Annotated in this window: 15 protein-coding genes; 7 read left to right on the forward strand and 8 right to left on the reverse strand. The window is 65.0% G+C overall.

What is annotated here, in order from left to right:
- The first annotated feature begins 3 nt into the window (after positions 1-3).
- Complete coding sequence (gene rlmH / locus J2W94_RS02170) at positions 4-474, forward strand: 23S rRNA (pseudouridine(1915)-N(3))-methyltransferase RlmH (protein WP_310089990.1); 471 nt, start codon at positions 4-6, stop codon at positions 472-474.
- Between the two features lie 202 nt (positions 475-676).
- On the opposite strand, the gene J2W94_RS02175 is transcribed toward rlmH, so the two are convergent.
- Positions 677-1,336 carry an energy transducer TonB gene (locus tag J2W94_RS02175; RefSeq protein WP_310089991.1) on the reverse strand — a complete coding sequence of 220 codons (660 nt, stop codon included), beginning with the start codon at positions 1,334-1,336 and terminating at the stop codon, positions 677-679.
- Positions 1,337-1,620: 284 nt separating this feature from the next.
- Positions 1,621-2,358 (reverse strand): SIMPL domain-containing protein, encoded by a 738-nt coding sequence (locus J2W94_RS02180; RefSeq protein ID WP_310089992.1) that lies wholly within the window; start codon positions 2,356-2,358, stop codon positions 1,621-1,623.
- 157 nt (positions 2,359-2,515) lie between these two features.
- Between J2W94_RS02180 and J2W94_RS02185 the strand changes: the two genes are divergently transcribed.
- From J2W94_RS02185 to tldD, 4 genes are all read left to right on the forward strand, one after another.
- Positions 2,516-3,082: a Maf family protein gene (locus tag J2W94_RS02185; protein WP_310089993.1), complete on the forward strand. Its 567-nt coding sequence runs from the start codon at positions 2,516-2,518 to the stop codon at positions 3,080-3,082.
- Positions 3,082-4,569 carry a ribonuclease G gene (rng, locus tag J2W94_RS02190; protein WP_310089994.1) on the forward strand — a complete coding sequence of 496 codons (1,488 nt, stop codon included), beginning with the start codon at positions 3,082-3,084 and terminating at the stop codon, positions 4,567-4,569. The genes J2W94_RS02185 and rng overlap by 1 nt, the downstream gene beginning before the upstream one ends.
- A 33-nt stretch (positions 4,570-4,602) precedes the next feature.
- Positions 4,603-8,445, forward strand: coding sequence for a YhdP family protein (locus tag J2W94_RS02195; protein WP_310089995.1), 3,843 nt, complete (start codon positions 4,603-4,605; stop codon positions 8,443-8,445).
- 77 nt (positions 8,446-8,522) lie between these two features.
- A complete protein-coding gene (gene tldD, locus J2W94_RS02200; RefSeq protein WP_310089996.1) occupies positions 8,523-9,968 on the forward strand; it encodes a metalloprotease TldD in 1,446 nt (481 codons plus the stop codon).
- Between the two features lie 131 nt (positions 9,969-10,099).
- On the opposite strand, the gene yjgA is transcribed toward tldD, so the two are convergent.
- The gene (gene yjgA / locus J2W94_RS02205; RefSeq protein WP_430540534.1) at positions 10,100-10,645 is read right to left on the reverse strand and encodes a ribosome biogenesis factor YjgA; all 546 of its coding nucleotides are present in this window, start codon (positions 10,643-10,645) and stop codon (positions 10,100-10,102) included.
- A gap of 36 nt (positions 10,646-10,681) precedes the next feature.
- Between yjgA and pmbA the strand changes: the two genes are divergently transcribed.
- Positions 10,682-12,043: a metalloprotease PmbA gene (gene pmbA, locus J2W94_RS02210; RefSeq protein WP_310089997.1), complete on the forward strand. Its 1,362-nt coding sequence runs from the start codon at positions 10,682-10,684 to the stop codon at positions 12,041-12,043.
- A gap of 196 nt (positions 12,044-12,239) precedes the next feature.
- On the forward strand, positions 12,240-12,623 hold the full coding sequence (locus J2W94_RS02215) for a DUF4870 domain-containing protein (RefSeq protein WP_310089998.1): 384 nt from the start codon (positions 12,240-12,242) through the stop codon (positions 12,621-12,623).
- 272 nt (positions 12,624-12,895) lie between these two features.
- Here J2W94_RS02215 and J2W94_RS02220 read toward each other — a convergent pair whose 3' ends face one another.
- The 5 genes from J2W94_RS02220 to J2W94_RS02240 all read right to left on the reverse strand — a co-directional run bounded on the left by J2W94_RS02220 (position 12,896) and on the right by J2W94_RS02240 (position 17,289).
- The gene (locus J2W94_RS02220; protein ID WP_310089999.1) at positions 12,896-13,774 is read right to left on the reverse strand and encodes a polyprenyl synthetase family protein; all 879 of its coding nucleotides are present in this window, start codon (positions 13,772-13,774) and stop codon (positions 12,896-12,898) included.
- A complete protein-coding gene (locus tag J2W94_RS02225; RefSeq protein WP_310090000.1) occupies positions 13,764-14,024 on the reverse strand; it encodes an exodeoxyribonuclease VII small subunit in 261 nt (86 codons plus the stop codon). Before J2W94_RS02225 ends, J2W94_RS02220 begins: the two co-directional genes overlap by 11 nt.
- Positions 14,025-14,069: 45 nt before the next feature.
- Positions 14,070-15,380, reverse strand: coding sequence for a tRNA lysidine(34) synthetase TilS (tilS, locus tag J2W94_RS02230; RefSeq protein WP_310090002.1), 1,311 nt, complete (start codon positions 15,378-15,380; stop codon positions 14,070-14,072).
- Between the two features lie 85 nt (positions 15,381-15,465).
- A complete protein-coding gene (locus J2W94_RS02235; RefSeq protein ID WP_310090003.1) occupies positions 15,466-16,212 on the reverse strand; it encodes a tetratricopeptide repeat protein in 747 nt (248 codons plus the stop codon).
- A gap of 117 nt (positions 16,213-16,329) precedes the next feature.
- On the reverse strand, positions 16,330-17,289 hold the full coding sequence (locus J2W94_RS02240; protein ID WP_310090004.1) for an acetyl-CoA carboxylase carboxyltransferase subunit alpha: 960 nt from the start codon (positions 17,287-17,289) through the stop codon (positions 16,330-16,332).
- Between the last annotated feature and the right edge of the window lie 209 nt (positions 17,290-17,498).

The following is a 17,498-nucleotide window of genomic DNA, read 5'->3' on the forward strand; positions in this document are numbered from 1 at the left end:
GGAATGAAAGCCAGGCTCATCGCCACTGGCGAACGCGCGCCTGCGTGGGTTGCGCAGGGATTTTCCGAATACCAAAAGCGCCTGTCGCACTGGCTGCCGCTGGAGCTGGTGGAGATCGAACCCGGCCTACGCGGCAAGGGCCGCGATGCGCAGCGCGCCATCGAGGACGAAGGCAAGCGCGTGCTGGCGGCGCTACCGAAAGGCGCGCACTTGGTGGCGCTGGAAGTCACCGGTAAACCTTATTCGTCCGAGCAGCTGGCCCAACGCATGGAGCACTGGCGCGGGCAGGGCCGCGATCTGGCCTTCCTGATCGGCGGCCCGGAAGGGCACGCCGCGGAGGTGCTCGCCGCCGCCAACGAAACCTGGTCGCTGGGCCCGCTGACCCTGCCGCACATGCTGGCGCGCCTGCTGGTCGCCGAACAGCTCTATCGCGCCGCTGCGATGCTGGCCAACCATCCTTATCACCGGGCCTGAAGAATCGCCGGGCCTGAAGAACTCTTCCAGTCCCTCACGAAATCGTCATCCCAGCGAAAGCTGGGATCCATTTTGCTTTTGCTCTTGCTTTGAAGTCTTACAGTGAGAGCCAAAATCAAGATGGATCCCAGCTTGACCAGCTTCGCTGTTGGAAGCCGCTGGGATGACGGTGAGAATTCCTATTTAGGGAGTTTTGACGCACTCATTGCATCGAAAACACCACCGGCACCTTGCCATAGGCCTGCACGGCCTTGCCGTCGCGCATCGCCGGCTGGAACAGCCAACTCTTCAGTACATGTTCGCGCGCACTGCGGTCCAGGGATTTGTTGCCGCTGCTTTCCAGCACCACGACTTCGAGCGGGCGGCCATCGACATCGACGAGCACTTTCAGCAATACCGTTCCGCCGATACCGGCACGCGCTTCGACGCGCGGGTAAGGTGGTGGGGTGGCTTTGATGTAGCCCAGATTGCCCACTGAAATCGGACCCGTGACCGCCGTGGCGTCTATCACCGGTCCGGGATCGGTGACCACGGATTCTTCGGCGGCGAGCGTCCCCTGGTCGACTATCACCGAGGTATCGTTGATCTTGGGTCGAGCGTGCTCTGTGGGTTGCGTGATGGCCGGCTTCGGCCTGATCGGATCGGGCTTGGCCTTTTCTATCGGCACTTCAACGATCTTGTCCTTGGGCGGCAGGAAGATTACGTCGGGTTTGCTGTCCACCAAGGCTTGCAGTGGAGGGGCGGCCATTGGAATCAAAAGCAACAGGAACGCAAACGCATGCACGGCGATCGCAGCGGCGATGGCCAGGATGCGGGACAGCTCGGGACGGGTTTCGGATTGCGAGGGCAGTGTGCGAACCATGATCCACCTCCATATCGGGTATGCGGTAGGAACAACGCCTGGACACGGACCGTGGGGTTAAGCCGGGCTACCGTGCCTCAGCCCGACAATGCGCTGGCTTCGCGCGGCTGGCAAGAGGGCTTAGACCATAGGCGTAGGTCGGGGCTACGCCCCCCACGCTCGGGAATTGGAAACCTCTTCTTTAATCCCGGAATCCCGTTAGCTGGCGCGTCGGGGGCGTAGCCCGGACCTACGAAAAACGGCGCCGCGAGGCGCCGTTTCAAGGTGATCCTACGGCTGCAGGTTCACTTGCCCAGTTCGAATACCACGTCCAGATTGACCGACAGCTTGGTCTCGCCCGGCGAAACCTGGGTATCCATCTCGGCCTTGCCGCGGGCCATGGCCATCATCGGCATGGGCTGGAAGCCGCCGCCACCGCCTTCGGAAATGCTCACGATCCGGCGCACGCGCAGGCCCAGCGACTTGGCATAGGTCTCGGCGCGGGCCTGGGCCTTCTTCAGCGCGGCCATGCGGGCTTCGTCGTAGACCGGTTCCGGCTGGTCGATCTCGAAGCTGGGTCCGTTGATCTGGTTGCTACCCTGCGCGGCCAGCGCATCCAGCACCTTGCCCAACTTGGCGATGTCGCGCACTTTCAGGTTGACCGTATTGCTGGCCTGGAAGCCGGTGATCTTCGGCGCCTCGTTCTCCACATAACGGTATTGCGGGCTCAGATTGATGCCGCTGGTCTGGATGTCCTTGTCGGCGATGCCCGCCGCCTTGATCGCATCCATGACCTTGGCCATCTGCTCGGCGTTCTGGCGCATGGCGGCGTTGCCGTCCACTGCCTGGGTCACCACCCCGGCGGAGATGGTCGCCACATCCGGTACGCGCGAGGCTTCCGCATTGGTGGAGACCGAGAGCAGGGTGCCGTCGGTGGGAACCGCGTAGCCGGCGGCGTTCTGGGCGTGGGCGGTCATGGTGGTGGCTCCGAGGGCGAGGGACAGGGCGAGCAGCAGCGGACGTAGCGGATGGGTGGTGCGCATTGAATTCTCCTTGAGGAATGCGGGCATTGCAGCCATGCAAAAGTGCGGGCTAGGGTGTTCGGGTAAGGATGAACGCGTTGTGAGCCAAGTCGGGGTTCCGCACGGCACTCCGGCTTGAGCGACCATTCAGTCAGCATGCGCAGGGTATCCTGACAACATGTTGTATCTCGCCTCGAAATCGCCCCGCCGGGCAGAGCTGCTGGCCCGTCTGGGGTTGGATTTTGGCGTGCTCGACCTGGACATTCCCGAACACCGCCAGCCCAACGAACCCGCCGAGGAATATGTGCGCCGCGTCGCCCGGGAGAAAGCCGGCGCCGGTTTGTTGACGGTCATGTCGGTGCCCCAGGCGCTGGTGCTGGGGGCCGATACCGAAGTGATCCTGGACGACGAAGTGTTCGGCAAGCCGCGCGATGCCGCCGATGCCGCTGCCATGCTGCGGCGTCTTTCCGGGCGTACCCATCAGGCGGTGACCGCGGTTTCGCTGGTCAACGCGAGCCGCGAGGCGCAGGCAGTGTCGGTCTCGGAAGTGTCGTTCGCCGAGCTGGGGGAAGACGAGATCGCCGCCTACGTCGCCACCGGCCAGGCCGACGGCAAGGCCGGCGCGTACGGCATCCAGGGCGCAGCGGAGCGATTCGTGCGGCATCTGTCCGGCAGTTATTCGGGGGTGATGGGTTTGCCGTTATTCGAGACATCGCGGTTGTTGAAATCGTTCGGGGTGCAGTGATGTCCGAGGAAATACTGGTGAATGTCACCCCGCGCGAGACCCGTGTGGCGGTGGTCGAAAACGGCATGTTGCAGGAACTGCACATCGAGCGCGGCTGGCGCCGTGGGGTGGTCGGCAATATCTACAAGGGCAAGGTGCAGCGGGTGATGCCGGGCATGCAAGCGGCGTTCGTCGATGTGGGCCTGGATCGCGCTGCGTTCCTGCACGCCAACGATGTCGTTCGGGCGGTGCCGGCGACCAACGGCGACGAAGTGGAAGTACCGCCGGCGCCGGTTGCCGCCACGCCCATCGTCGAGCTTCTGCGCGACGGCCAGGACATCGTGGTGCAAGTGGTCAAAGACCCCATCGGCAGCAAGGGCGCGCGCCTGACCACGCAGATCAGCATCCCCTCCCGATACATGGTGCTGCTGCCGCAGTCCAAGGTGATCGGCGTCTCCGCGCGGATCGAGGACGAAGCCGAGCGTCTGCGCCTGAAGACGCTGGTCGGGGAACTGGCGGCTACCCATGGCGGACATGGCTACATCGTGCGCACCAATGCCGAGGGCCAGACCCAGGAGGCGCTGGCCGAGGATATCGCCTACCTGTCGCGGGTGTGGGCACTGGTGGAGCAGCGCAGCCGCGAAGCGGCGATGGGCGCCTGCATTTATGAGGATCTGACCCTGCCGCTGCGTGCGGTGCGCGACCTGATGCGTCGCGACGTGGAAAAGGTGAAGGTGGATTCGCGCGAAACCTGCGACCGCCTGCAGGCGTTCGCCGCCAAGTACATGCCGGTGCTGGCCGAACGCATCGAACACTACGCCGGCGAGCGACCGATCTTCGATCTGTACGGTGTGGAAGACGAAATCGGTCGTGCCCTGGAAAAAGAAGTGCCGCTGAAATCCGGCGGCTACCTGGTGATCGACCAGACCGAGGCGATGACCACCATCGACGTCAACACCGGTTCCTTCCTGGGCCAGCGCAATCTGGAGGAAACCGTCTACCGCACCAACCTGGAGGCCGCGCAATCGGTGGCGCGCCAGCTGCGCCTACGCAATCTGGGCGGCATCATCATCATCGACTTCATCGACATGGACGATCCCGAGCACCGCCGCCAGGTGCTGCGCACGCTGGAGAAGGCGCTCTCGCGCGATCACGCCAAGACCACGGTGTACGAGTTCTCGCCGCTGGGCCTGGTGGAAATGACGCGCAAGCGCACCATCGAAAGCCTCGAGCGCCAGCTGTCCGAGTCGTGCCACGAGTGCGGCGGACGCGGCACGGTGAAGACGGCCGAGACGGTCACATACGAGATCTTCCGCGAGATCACCCGTGCCGTGCGCCAGTTCGAAGCGGCGCGGCTGCTGGTCATCGCTTCGCCCAAAGTGGTCGCACGCATCACCGAAGAGGAATCGCCGGCGGTAGCGGAACTGGAGGAATTCCTGGGCAAGTCGATCCGGTTCCAGGCCGATGAGCAATACTTGCAGGAGCAGTTCGATGTGGTGCTGCTCTGACCGCGGTATCGCCTTGATGCGGATGGCGGGTTGATGCCCACTCCGCTGCGTCGCCGTTTGCGGCTTGCGCGTCGTGGCGTCCTGTACGTCGCCGCTGGCGTGTTGGTGTGCATGGCGCTGGTGCTCGGCGTCGCCAGTCAGGTGCTGCCGCTGGCGGAAAGGCATCCGGAAAAAATCGCGGCATGGCTGAGCGCGCGCGCCGGCCGGCCGGTGGCGTTCGACCATGTCGCTACCGAGTGGACGCGTCGCGGCCCGTTGCTGCGGCTGGATGGCTTGCGGCTGGGCGAAGGCGATACCGCAGTCCGCATCGGCGAGGCGGAAGTGCTGGTGTCGATGTATGCGGGACTGTTGCCGGGCCGCTCTTTTACCGAGCTGCGCCTGCGTGGATTGTCCCTGACCCTGCAGCGCGCCGCCGACGGCAAGTGGTCGGTGCTCGGTTTACCCGGTCAGAGGACCGCTGGCGATCCGTTGAAGAATCTCGAAGGCTTGGGCGAGTTGCAGGTGATCGACGGCAAGTTGTCGGTACTGGCGCCGACGCTGGGCTGGAATTTGCAATTGCCGAAGATCGATTTGCGCCTGCGCGTGGATGGCGACCGCGTGCGCGCAGGCACGCGCGCCTGGGTACGCATGGACGGCGCGCCGGTGCAGGTTGCGTTCGATTTCGACCGTCGCAGCGGCGATGGCCGCGCCTACCTCGATGCGCATGCGGTGGATATCGCAGGGTGGGGTTCCTTGCTCAGCTATGCGGGGGTAACGGCCGAATCCGGTACCGGTCGCGTGCAGGGCTGGGTGGAGTTGCGCAAGCGGCGCGTGGTTCTGGCTACTTCGGAAATGAAACTGCAACGCGTGGCTTTGCGTGGCACGGCCCTGGCGGGCAACGGCAGTGTGCCGCGCACGCGCTTCGACCGGGTAGAGGGCCGTGTGCGCTGGCGTTTGAGCCGCAATGGCTGGCGCTTCGACGCGCCGCAGCTGCTGGTGGGCGATCAGCAGGCGCCGCAAAGGCTGGATGGACTGGTGCTCGCGGGCGGCCGCGAATACGCCTTGCTGGCCAACCAGATCGATGCCGCACCCCTGTTTTCGCTGATGGGTTTGAGCGATCGCGTCGACCCCGGCCTGCGGCGATGGCTGTCGCAAGCCAAACCCGGCGCCCGGCTGGCGCGCGTGAGCGTGAGCGGAAGCCGCGCAGCGGGCATGCGCGCGCAAGGCCGGCTGGAGGGCATCAGTTTCCTGGCGATAGGCCGCTCGCCCGGCATCAACGGGCTGGCCGGCGAATTCGTCGGCGATGAGCAGGGCTTCGCATTGAAGCTGGACCCCACGACACCCTTGCGCTTCGACTGGCCCACCGGTTTTGGTGTGGTCCACGAGGCGACGTTGAATGGCTCCCTGACCGGATGGCGCGAGGGAGCGGGTTGGCGAGTGGGTACTTCATCGTTGCGTATCCGGGGCAAGGATTTCGGCGCCCAGATGCGCGGCGGCTTGTGGTTCCAGGGCGACGGAACCCGGCCGTGGATCGATATCGCCGCCGATATCGACGAAACGCCGGTGTTCGCCGCGAAGGGATTCTGGATTCACGACAAGATGTCGAAGGCCGCGGTGGACTGGCTCAATCGCGCGCTGGTTGGCGGCAAGGTCCATAACGGACGCGCAATCGTGTCCGGAGACCTCGACGATTGGCCGTTCACCCGCAACAACGGACGCTTCGAAGCGGTGGCGCGCATCGAAGGCGGGCAATTCAAATTCCAGCCCGACTGGCCGGCGATGGATCACGTGAGTGCGGATATCTCCTTCATCGGCAACGGCTTCTCCATTGAGGGGCAGGGTGCGCTGGCCGGCGTGCGTATCGACGCATTCAAGGCCGGCATCCCCGAGTTCTCCAAGGCGGAGTTGTCAGTCAGCGCTCGCGGCGGTTCCGACGCGGCGCAGATGCTGGCGATGTTGCGGCAGTCGCCGCTGCAGAAGAAGTACGGCGACACGTTGACCAGTCTGAGCGCCAGCGGCCCCGCGCAGGCCAGCTACGACATGCTGCTGCCCTTGCATGCGCAAAGCAGGGCGGCCAGGAAAACCCGCGGTACGGTCGAACTATCCGGCGCGCGCCTGTCCGACAAGCGCTGGAACCTGGTTTTCGAGGATGTGCGCGGCAAGGCCGATTTCGATGACGGAGGATTCGCTGCCGAAAAGCTCGCAGTCAGCCAGAAAGCGCAATCGGGCGCCCAGTCGGGCGTGTCCCAGCCTGGCCAGCTTTCCCTGCGTGCCGGCAGCGGCGTCCGCAACAAGCAGCACGCTTTCGAAGCGGAGCTGTCGGCAATGCTATCGGCGTCTGAGCTGCTGGATCGCGCACCCGAGATCGCTTGGCTCAGGCCTTACGTGGAGGGGCGTTCGCAATGGACGGTCGGGGTGACCTTGCCGCAGGGTGGGGCATCGAATACGCCCAGCAGTTTGAATCTGCGCTCGGATCTGGTGGGCACTACGCTCAAGCTTCCCGCGCCGCTGGACAAGCCGGCATTTCTGGCGCTGCCGACCACGGTGCAGACGTCGATGCCGATGGCCGCAGGCAACATCGACGTCGCCTTCGGAAAATTGCTGGCCTTGAGGGCACGCGGCGACGGGCGGCAGAGCGGGGTGCGCGTGATGCTGGGCAGCAACACGGTGACCGAGGCGGCCCCTGCCTCCGGTCTGGTCGCCAGCGGCCGCACTGCCGTCTTGGACGCGATCGAGTGGATCGCGCTCGCCAATAACGGTAGGGGTAGTAGTAGCGGCAACAATCTGCCTCTGCGTCGCATCGACGTCAGCGCCGACCGGTTGCTGCTATTGGGCTCGGCGTTTCCGAACACGCGCCTGCAAGTGGTGCCCACCGGCAACGCTCTGGCCGTGACACTAGCGGGTCCGGCGCTTGCCGGATCCGTGCTGGTGCCGGATGCCAAGGGCGCGCCGATCACCGGCAAGCTCGCGCGCCTGTATTGGCGTGCGGCCGAGAATAAACCTGGCACGGCGAACGGCGCTGTCGCCGGCGGCGAACCGTTCGACCCCGCCGCCATTCCCTCGCACCATCTGGACATCGACGATCTGCGCTTCGGCGATGCACAACTGGGCAGTGCGCAATTGCGCACCCAGCAGACCGCCGCTGGCATGCGCATACAGCAGTTGGCGTTGCGTTCGCCCAAGCAGAAGATCGACGTGCAGGGGGATTGGCTGGGCCGCGGTACGGCGGCACGCACACAGCTGACCGCCGATATCGAAAGCCAGGACCTGGGCGATCTGCTCGACGATCTCGGATTCAAGGGTCGGGTCGGCGGAGGCTCGGGCAAGGTGAAATTCGATGCGAACTGGTCCGGCAGTCCGGCTGCTTTCTCGCTATCGACGATACAGGGCAGCCTGCATATCGCCGCACGCAACGGCCAGTTGCTGGAGGTCGAGCCCGGCGCCGGCCGGGTGCTGGGGCTACTCAGCCTCACCCAGCTGCCGCGACGGATGATGCTGGACTTCCGCGATTTCTTCTCCAAGGGCTTCGCGTTCAACCGCATCGACGGCAATGTGCGCTTCGGCGCTGGCGTGGCGCGCAGCGAGGATATGGTGATGGACGGTCCGGCCGCGCAGATCAATATCAGCGGCAGCACCGACTTGCGCGCGCAACGCTTCGACCAGACCATTGAAGTGCTGCCCAAGTCCGGAAATCTGCTGACGGTGGTAGGCGCGGTGGCAGGCGGTCCGCTGGGCGCTGCGATCGGCGCGGCCGCCAACGCCGTGTTGAAAAAGCCGCTGGGCGAGATCGGCGCCAAGACTTACCGTGTGACCGGGCCGTGGAAAGATCCCAAGGTGGAAGTCATCAGCCGCGAGCAGTCGCGGGCTGGGGTGGCTAACACGGCGGGGGCGCCTTGACGCGGTTTTTCCTTCTCCCGATGGGAGGAGGAGAGACTGGCTTGCCTTTACTCCATTTCGCCCCAAACTGAATTTCTATGACGAATTCCTCACTGGCTCTCGCCGAAACCCGCCTTCTCCTTCCCGCCGGCCTCGACCAGCAGGGCCTGCATCGCGCCTTCGGCACCTTGCTCGGCCCCGGCATCGATTTCGGCGATCTGTATTTCCAGCACTCCCGTCGCGAAAGCTGGACGGTGGAGGATGGCATCGTCAAGGACGGGGCGCATTCCATCGACCAAGGCGTGGGCGTGCGCGCGATCTCCGGCGAGAAGACCGGCTTCGCCTATTCCGACGACATCAATCCGCAGGCGCTGTTGAGCGCGGCGGGTTCGGCGCGCGCCATCGCGCGCGACGGCAGTTCGCATTCGCCGCATGCGCTGGTGCGCGGCGGCGGCCACGCGCTGTACTCCAGCGACGATCCCATCGACGCGCTCGACAACGACGCCAAGGTAGAAGCCTTGCGCATCGTGGACAAACTTCTGCGCGCCGCCGATCCGCGCGTGCAGCAGGTCACGGTAAGCCTGGCAGGCGGCGTCGACACGGTGCTGGTGGCGCGCAGCGACGGCGTGCTGGCTGCGGACGTGCGCCCGCTGGTGCGCATGAACATCCAGGTGATCGTGGAGCAGAACGGCCGCCGCGAATCCGGTTACGCCGGTTTCGGCGGGCGTTATTCGTATGCGGAGTTGTTCGACGGCGGCAAGCCGGAGCAATTCGCGCGCGAAGCGCTGCGCCAGGCGCTGGTCAATCTGGAAGCCGTGGACGCGCCCGCCGGAATGATGCCGGTGGTGCTGGGTTCGGGCTGGCCAGGCGTGCTGCTGCACGAGGCCGTAGGCCATGGGCTTGAAGGCGACTTCAACCGCAAGGGCACCTCGACTTATGCGGGCCGCATGGGCCAGCGTGTCGCCTCGCCCGGCGTCACCATCGTCGACGACGGCACTCTACCGGGCCGTCGCGGCTCCCTGAATATCGACGACGAAGGCACCCAGACCAACTGCACGACGCTGATCGAGGATGGCGTGCTGGTCGGCTACATGCAGGACACGCTCAATGCGCGCCTGATGGGCGTGGCGCCCACCGGCAACGGCCGCCGCGAATCCTTCGCGCATCTGCCGATGCCGCGCATGACCAATACCTACATGCTGGCCGGACAGAGCGATCCGCAGGAAATGATCCGCTCGGTGAAGAAAGGCCTGTACGCGGTGAATTTCGGTGGCGGCCAGGTCGACATCACCAGCGGAAAATACGTGTTCTCGGCCACCGAGGCCTACCTGATCGAAGACGGAAAGATCACTGCGCCGGTCAAAGGCGCGACCCTGATCGGAAACGGTCCGGAGACCATGCAGAAAGTGAAGATGATCGGCCACGACCTGGCGCTGGATGCCGGCGTGGGCGTGTGCGGCAAGGATGGGCAGAGCGTGCCGGTGGGCGTGGGCCAGCCTTCGTTGTTGATCGAAGGCATTACTGTGGGTGGGACGCGGGCTTGACCTGTCGGAGGCCCTCTCGGCCATTTCAGTCGTCGTCCCAGCGAAAGCTGGGATCCAACTTGATCTTGCTCTTTCCCAGTACCGCAAAAGCAACAGCAAAATGGATCCCAGCTTTCGCTGGGATGACGGCCTCAGGCTTCGTCTTCACTCTCGTCTTCCGGCTGAGCCAGCAGCTCGCGCAATTCGCGGAACAGCTCGCGGAACGCATGCGGCGGCTTGTTCTTCAGCCGTTCCTCGCCCGCGTTGCGGACCAGCTGGCGCAGGTGCTGGCGGTCGGCGGTCGGATGTTCGGCCAACAGTTCGCCCAGGGCGACATCGCCATCTTCCAGCAAGCGCGCACGCCAGGTTTCCACTTTGTGCAGGATCGCCGTCTCGCGCCGCGCCGCGTCGCCGCCCACTTCCATCGCATCGCGGATCGCATCCAGGGTCTCGTCGCTTTCCCGCCGCATTTGCTTGGCGAGGAATTGCAACTGCCGCTTGTGCGCGATGTGCGAGGTGATCCGCTGGGTGTCGTAGATGTGTTCCAGCAACTCTTCCGGAATAGGCAACTTGGCCAGGTGCGCCGGCGCCAGCGCCACCAGCTTCTCGCCCAGACTGCGGATGTCCAGCGCTTCGCGCCTTTGTTCGCTGCGGCTGGGTCCAAGGAATTCGCCGGTTTCCGGGTCGTTTCCACGCATATGTGATTCTCCAAAACTTTGCTACAGGATAAGCCATTGAACGCAATCGCCGATTTTTCCGCCGATGACAGCCTGACGCGCCTGGACGCGCTGGAGAGCCTTTCCCGGCGCCTGTTGGATCGCGCCCGCGCTTCGGGCGCCACCCAGGCCGAGGTCAGCTGCAGCGAGGACCGCGGCCTCAACGTCAACGTGCGCATGGGCGCGGTGGAAACCGTGGAATCCACCCGCGACCGCAGCATCGGCGTCACCGTGTACTTCGGCCAGCGCAAGGGCAGCGCCAGCACCGCTGACCTGCGCGAGGAAAGCCTGGACGCCACGGTGGCACAGGCCTGCGCCATTGCGCGCTACACCGAGCACGACGAAGCCGCAGGACTGGCCGACGCGGTGCTGATGGCTACCGCTTTCCCGGACCTGGATGCGTGGCATCCCTGGGCGCTGGATGCGGATCACGCGGTCGATCTGGCCCTGGCCTGCGAGGCGGCAGGCCGGGAATTCGACCCGCGCATCGCCAATTCCGATGGCGCTTCGGTGGGCAGCGGCGAAAGCATTTCCGTCTACGCCAATTCGCACGGGTTCTTCGGCCACGACCGCAGCACCCAGCATTCCCTCGGTTGCGCGCTGATCGCGGGCGTAGGGGAGGACATGCAGCGCGATGGTTGGTACAGCAGCGCGTTGGCGCGCGACGATCTGGAAGCGCCCGTCGCGATCGGCCGCCACGCGGCCGAGCGTACGCTCGCGCGCATGGCGCCGCGCTCGGTGCCTACCGGCGAGTATCCGGTGCTGTTCGCCGCGGAAGTCGCTCGCTCGCTGATCGGCCATCTGCTGGGCGCGGTTTCAGGTGGCGCGCTGTACCGTCGCGCCAGCTTTTTGCTGGACCATGCCGGCAAGCGGATTTTTCCGGACTGGTTTTCCATCGAAGAACATCCATTGCTGCGCCGCGGCCTGCGCTCGGCCGCGTTCGATGCCGAAGGCGTGGCCACGCGCGAGGAACCGCTGGTCCGCGGCGGCGTGCTGCAGCGGTATGTGCTGGGCAGCTACTCGGCGCGCAAGCTGGGCCTGCAGACCACGGCCAATGCAGGTGGCGTGCACAACCTCAAGGTCGCCGCCAATGCGGGCGGTTTTGAGGACTTGGTCACAGGTATGCCACGCGGCCTGCTGGTCACCGAATTGATGGGACAGGGCGTGAATCCGGTGACCGGGGACTATTCGCGCGGTGCCGCCGGATTCTGGATCGAGAACGGGGCAGTTGCGTATCCGGTGGACGGCATCACCATCGCCGGCAACCTCAAGGACGTGTTCGCCGGGATCGAGGCGGTGGGCAGCGACGTCGATCCGCGCTCCCATATCAGCGTCGGTTCGGTGCTGGTGGGCAAGATGACGGTGGCGGGCGGGGAATAAACCCGCAGTTCGCCATCCGGCGCGTTGCGACGCGTTTCCCGTGGGGCGCGTGGGGGTTTCTCGCGGCGCGGTGGGGCGCATGACCGTCGCTGGCGGCGATTGACGTATCCTAGACACAGGCGGCCTGTGGCCGTAGTGTCGCACCGGCTAGCCTGCCTATCGCCACCCACAAACACTTACGCAAGGGGAAGACGCAATGAGTGAATTCGATAACGTGACCGCCGCGCCACCACCGCCGTCGGGCGCAGCACCCCAGGAAGATCGTACTCTTGCGCTGATCGCGCATTTGCTCGGCATCATTTCATGGTTTGTGGGGCCGCTTATCATCTGGCTAATCAGCAAGGACAATCCTGCGAAGAGCTTTGTGACGGACCAGTCAAAGGAAGCGCTCAACTTCCAGATCACCATCACCATCGCATTCGTGGTGGCGTTCATCCTCATGGCCGTCACCCTGGGCCTGCTGTTCTTCCTGCCGGCGCTGGTCGGCATCGCCAACCTGGTGTTCTGCATTCTGGGCGGCATCAAGGCCAACAACGGCGAAGCCTATCGCTACCCGTTCGCGCTGCGCCTGATCAAGTAATTCCGCAACAAGATTGCATGCGAAGGCCCGGTTAGTCCGGGCCTTCGTCGTTTGCGACGTCGAAGTCGTGGGCGAGAAGCACGAACCAAGCAAGCAAACTAAGCATGGGAGCGGACCAAGCATGGGAGCGGCGTCCCGCCGCGAGCTTTGCCTGTGTTCTTGCGACTTGTGTAGAGCAGAATCAAAAGCTCGCGGCGGGACGCCGCTCCCACGAGCTGTGGATCGATCGCCCTTATGCGGCGTGCACGGCCGATCGCGGCAAGAACGCCGTCTCAGTGCGTGCGGTGAATCGCCAATTTCCCTAGTGCCCACAGCGCGGTGGCATGTTCGCGGAAAGGCGCCAGCGCATCGTGCATGACCATGTCCAGCTCGACCAGCTTGGCTTTCGCGCCCTCCATGCCCAGCAACGCGGGATAGGTGGATTTGGCTTGCGCCGCATCCTTGCCGCTGGTCTTGCCCAGTTGCTGCGAGCTCGATTCCACGTCCAGGATGTCGTCGCGCACCTGGAACGCCAGACCCAGCGCGTCGGCGAAGGTATCCAGCAACTTGAGCGTTCCTTCATCGATGCTGCCGCCCATCGCTCCCATACGTACCGAAGCCCGGATCAGCGCGCCGGTCTTGAGGCGGTGCATGCGTTCCAGATCGGCGAGCGTCTGCAGCTGCCCGGTGGCGTCGACGTCCAGGGCCTGGCCGCCGCACATACCGTTTGCTCCTGCCGCGCCACTTAGCGCGCGTAGCCAGGACACGCGTAGTTCCGACGCAACCGGCGCTTCGGCCAGCATCTCGAATGCCAGGGACTGCAAAGCATCGCCCGCCAGGATCGCGGTGGCTTCGTCGAAGGCGACGTGAACGGTAGGACGGCCGCGCCGCAATGCGTCGTCGTCCATCGCTGGCAGATCGTCGTGCACCAGCGAATAAGCATGGATCAGTTCCACCGCCGCAGCAGGGGTGTCCAGCCAGCGTTCGTCCGTGCCGAACACCGCGCCGGTGGCATAGACCAGCATCGGGCGGATGCGCTTGCCTCCGCCCAGCACCGCGTGGCGCATGGCGGCATGCAAGCGCTGCGGAGGCAGCGAAGCCGACGGCAGGGCGTGGCCGAGTGCGGTTTCGACGCGTTGGGCCCAGCGGATGAACGGGGCGTCAGTTTCCATCAGGCAGCGGCGCAAAGGGTTCGGCCGCTTCGGGCTGTTCCGGATCGCTGAGCAAGCGCACGCGCAATTCCGCTTGTTCCAATGCGGCCTGGCAACGGCGATAGAGACCCACCCCGCGCTCGTAGGCGGCCAGCGACTCTTCCAGGCTCATTTCGCCTTGTTCCATTTTTTCCACCAGAAGTTCCAGTTCGTCCAGCGATTGTTCGAAATGGGCGACCGGCGAAGCTTCGGGGGCGGGTTTGCGTGGCATGGGGGAAGTTTGGGGATGCGGGGGGGATAGGTCAATGCACGCCGTTCATGCCTGGCGCGCCCAATGCAGGCGGGCGCCGGATTCGCGCAGCCACGCATCGAAACCGGCGGAATAAGCCAAATCAGCGACCGCCACCAGCTCGCCGGCGCCGTTCGACAGCAACGGCAGGACCTCGCGCTCCCAAGGCGGCACTCCGAGCTCCTGCAATACATTCTTGAGCGTGTGCGAGTGCGCGCGGCCGGGTAGGGCGATGCGCTCGCCGCCCTGGCGCGCAAACACGCGCAGGGGCGACGAAAACGAGGCGGCGCCCTGCAATTGAAGAAGATCGCCTCCCGGAAGCGGCAACGGCGCCTGTCCACTCCATTCGACGCTCCATTCGGCGGGCAGCGGCTCCCGCCGCCGCTGCGCGTGCAGCAGGTCGCGCCAGCGCTCGATCACTCCGTCGCGCCATTCGAACCTGGCGCGGGCATCCGCGCGCGCCGGCAGCAGCTCGGTCTCGATCTGCCCAATGCCTTCGCCGGGCAGCGGCGGCAAGCCGAGTTCGTCGACCCAACGGCGCAAGACGCGTGCGCGCCGCGGCGCCGGCAATTCCAGTAACGCATGCACCGAAAGCGAACGCGGATCGGCCGTGCGGGCCATCGCCAACGCCAGCGCGTCCTCATACCCCAGCAATTCGACGGCGTCCGCGCTCAGCACCGCGCTGCGCGTGAAAGCGGCATCGGCCTGTGGCCAGCGTTCGCGCAGCAAAGGCAGGATGCGCTGGCGGAGGAAATTGCGGTCGTGGCGGAGGTCTTCATTGCTGGGATCTTCCAGCCAGGCCAAGCCGTGCTGGTTCGCGTAAGCGAGCAATGCTTCGCGCGGCGTCTCCAGCAATGGGCGCCAGTGCAGGCCCGCCGCAAAATTGCGCCACGGGCGCATTGCGGCCAGTCCGTCCGGCCCGGAACCGCGCAGCGCGCGCAGCAGGAAGGTTTCGGCCTGATCGTCGCGATGATGGGCGGTGACCAGCGTTTCGCCTTCCCTCAGTACGCTTTCGAATGCCGCGTACCGCGCCTTGCGCGCCGCGGCCTCCAATCCTTCGCCGCTGTCGCGATCCACGACGACTTTGAGGATCGCCAACGGCACGTTAATCGAACCGCAAAATTCGGCGCAATGATTCGCCCAGTCTTCGGCCAGTGGTTGCAGGCCATGGTGCACGTGCACGGCGCGCAGGCTCTGTTCGCGGATCTGCGGATCTGCCGACAGCGCATGCAGCAGTACGGTTGAATCCAGCCCGCCGCTGAGTCCCACCAGCAAGGGCGCGGGCCGCGCAAGGCGCAGAGCGTCGCGAAGGACTGCAGTGGTGTAGGGGGCGGTCATGTGTGCATGCTAGCGGTTGCGTTGGCGACCTGCAGCGAACGACCGCGTGCGGCAGACGATCGCCGGCCGCAGTGACCCGGACGGCTCAGCGCAAGCTCGCCAGCTCGCGTTTGGCCGCGTCGATCCACTCGCGTTGCTCGCGCTGGTAGTACTTGGGTGCGGCGGCAGAGCGAGTCAGTATCTCGTTGAAGATTTCCTTCGCCTTGCCGGTGTCACCGCTGCGCACCAGCAGCGATCCGTAACGCGCCCGTGCTTCTTCTCCCGGATATCCCTGTACGACATTTTCGTATTCGTGCAGCGCGGCAGGCATGTCGCCGCTGGCTTCAACGGTGCGGGCGTAAAGCAGATGCCCGTCCTTCGACCGGTAGTTGGGATTGGCCGCGATCAGCGCATCCAGCGTTCGCCGGGCCTGTTGCGGCTGGCCCAGCCCGAACTGCGCCTTAGCCAACCCCAGCATCGTCTCCGGGTCGGTTTCGTAAAGACCCTTGAGTGCGCCCTGGTAAAGCTCGGCCGCCTGCTGGAAGTCGCCGCTCACCAGGCTTTCCTCAGCCAGGCGACGCCGGTTGGCCTGCGTGTCGGAAAGTCCGAACTGGCGGCTGGCGTGGCGTTTTTCGCGTTCGGGATCGATCTTCGCGGCGACTTTGCGCACCACGCGCCTGGCGCCCGGATCGTTGCGCATTCCGGGCAGGATCTCGGCGAAGAAATAGATCGCCACCGCGATGTACGAGAACACCAGCAGGATGAAGATCCAGTACATCGGCCGGCCGGTACGGATCACGTGCACGCAGCAGGCGATCTGGAGGACGATGGAGAGAAGGAGGATGGGGCTCATGCTGAGTCGACGTCGTGCGCGGTGGAGATTTGTAGGAGCGACGCGAGTCGCGAAGCCGTGGAGAGTTGGATGGTTACGAGGTTCGCGACTCGCGTCGCTCCTACAGGGAGCGTGAGGCTATGCGGCTTCGTACGCGCCGTAACCGCGCAGCCGCTGGTATCGCTGCTTCAGCAACTCCTCCATCGGCAATTGTTCCAGCGCATCCAGTTCGTTGAGCAGCACGGCCTTCAGGCGCGTGGCCATCTGTCGCGGATTGCGGTGCGCGCCGCCGATGGGTTCGCGCACGACCTTGTCCACCAGGCCGAGCGAGAGCAGGCGTTTGGCGGTGATGCCGAGTTGTTCGGCGGCGTCCTTGGCCTTGTCGGCGGACTTCCACAGGATCGACGCGCAGCCTTCCGGCGAGATCACCGAATAAGTGCCGTACTCCAGCATCAGCGTGCGGTCGCCGACGCCGATCGCCAATGCGCCGCCGGAGCCGCCTTCGCCGATTACCGTGCAGATGATCGGCACTTTCAGTTCCGCCATTTCCAGCAAGTTGCGGGCGATGGCCTCGGACTGGCCGCGTTCTTCCGCGCCCACACCGGGATAGGCCCCGGGAGTGTCGATGAAGGTCAGCAGCGGCAGCTTGAAGCGCTCGGCCAGCTTCATCAGGCGCAGCGCCTTGCGATAGCCCTCTGGGCGCGGCATGCCGAAGTTGCGTGCGATCTTGCTCTTGGTGTCGCGGCCTTTCTGATGGCCGATGATGACCACGCTGCGCCCGTCGATGCGTCCCAGACCGCCGACGATGGCGGCGTCGTCGGCGAAGGCGCGATCGCCGGCCAGTTCCTGGAATTCGTCGCAGAACACGCGGATGTAATCCAGCGTGTACGGCCGAGCGGGGTGCCGAGCCAGTTGCGAGACTTGCCACGGGGTCAGGTCGCGGAAGATCTGCGCGGTGCGGACGCGGAGTTTGTCCTGCAGCGCATGCACTTCGGCATCGATGTTGACCGCCGGACCAGCGCTGGCGCTGCGCAGGTCCTGGATCTTGGCTTCCAGGTCGGCGATGGGCTGTTCGAAATCCAGGTAATTCGGGTTCATTTATGGACTGCGGACCGGAAAGGAGGGGAGTTTAGCCGAAGCGGGGCGAAGAACCCGTACGGGTGGGTAGGGCGGTGGCTTTTCCTTCTCCCCTTGGGAGAAGGTGCCCGGAGGGCGGATGAGGGAATGGATTGTCAGCTTGTAGTGGAAGGTTGATTGGCAAGTCATTGCCATTCCCTCATCCGTCGCTTCGCGCCACCTTCTCCCGG

It is taken from the genome of Pseudoxanthomonas sacheonensis, assembly GCF_031455975.1.
Taxonomy (GTDB): Bacteria; Pseudomonadota; Gammaproteobacteria; order Xanthomonadales; family Xanthomonadaceae; genus Pseudoxanthomonas_A; species Pseudoxanthomonas_A sacheonensis_A.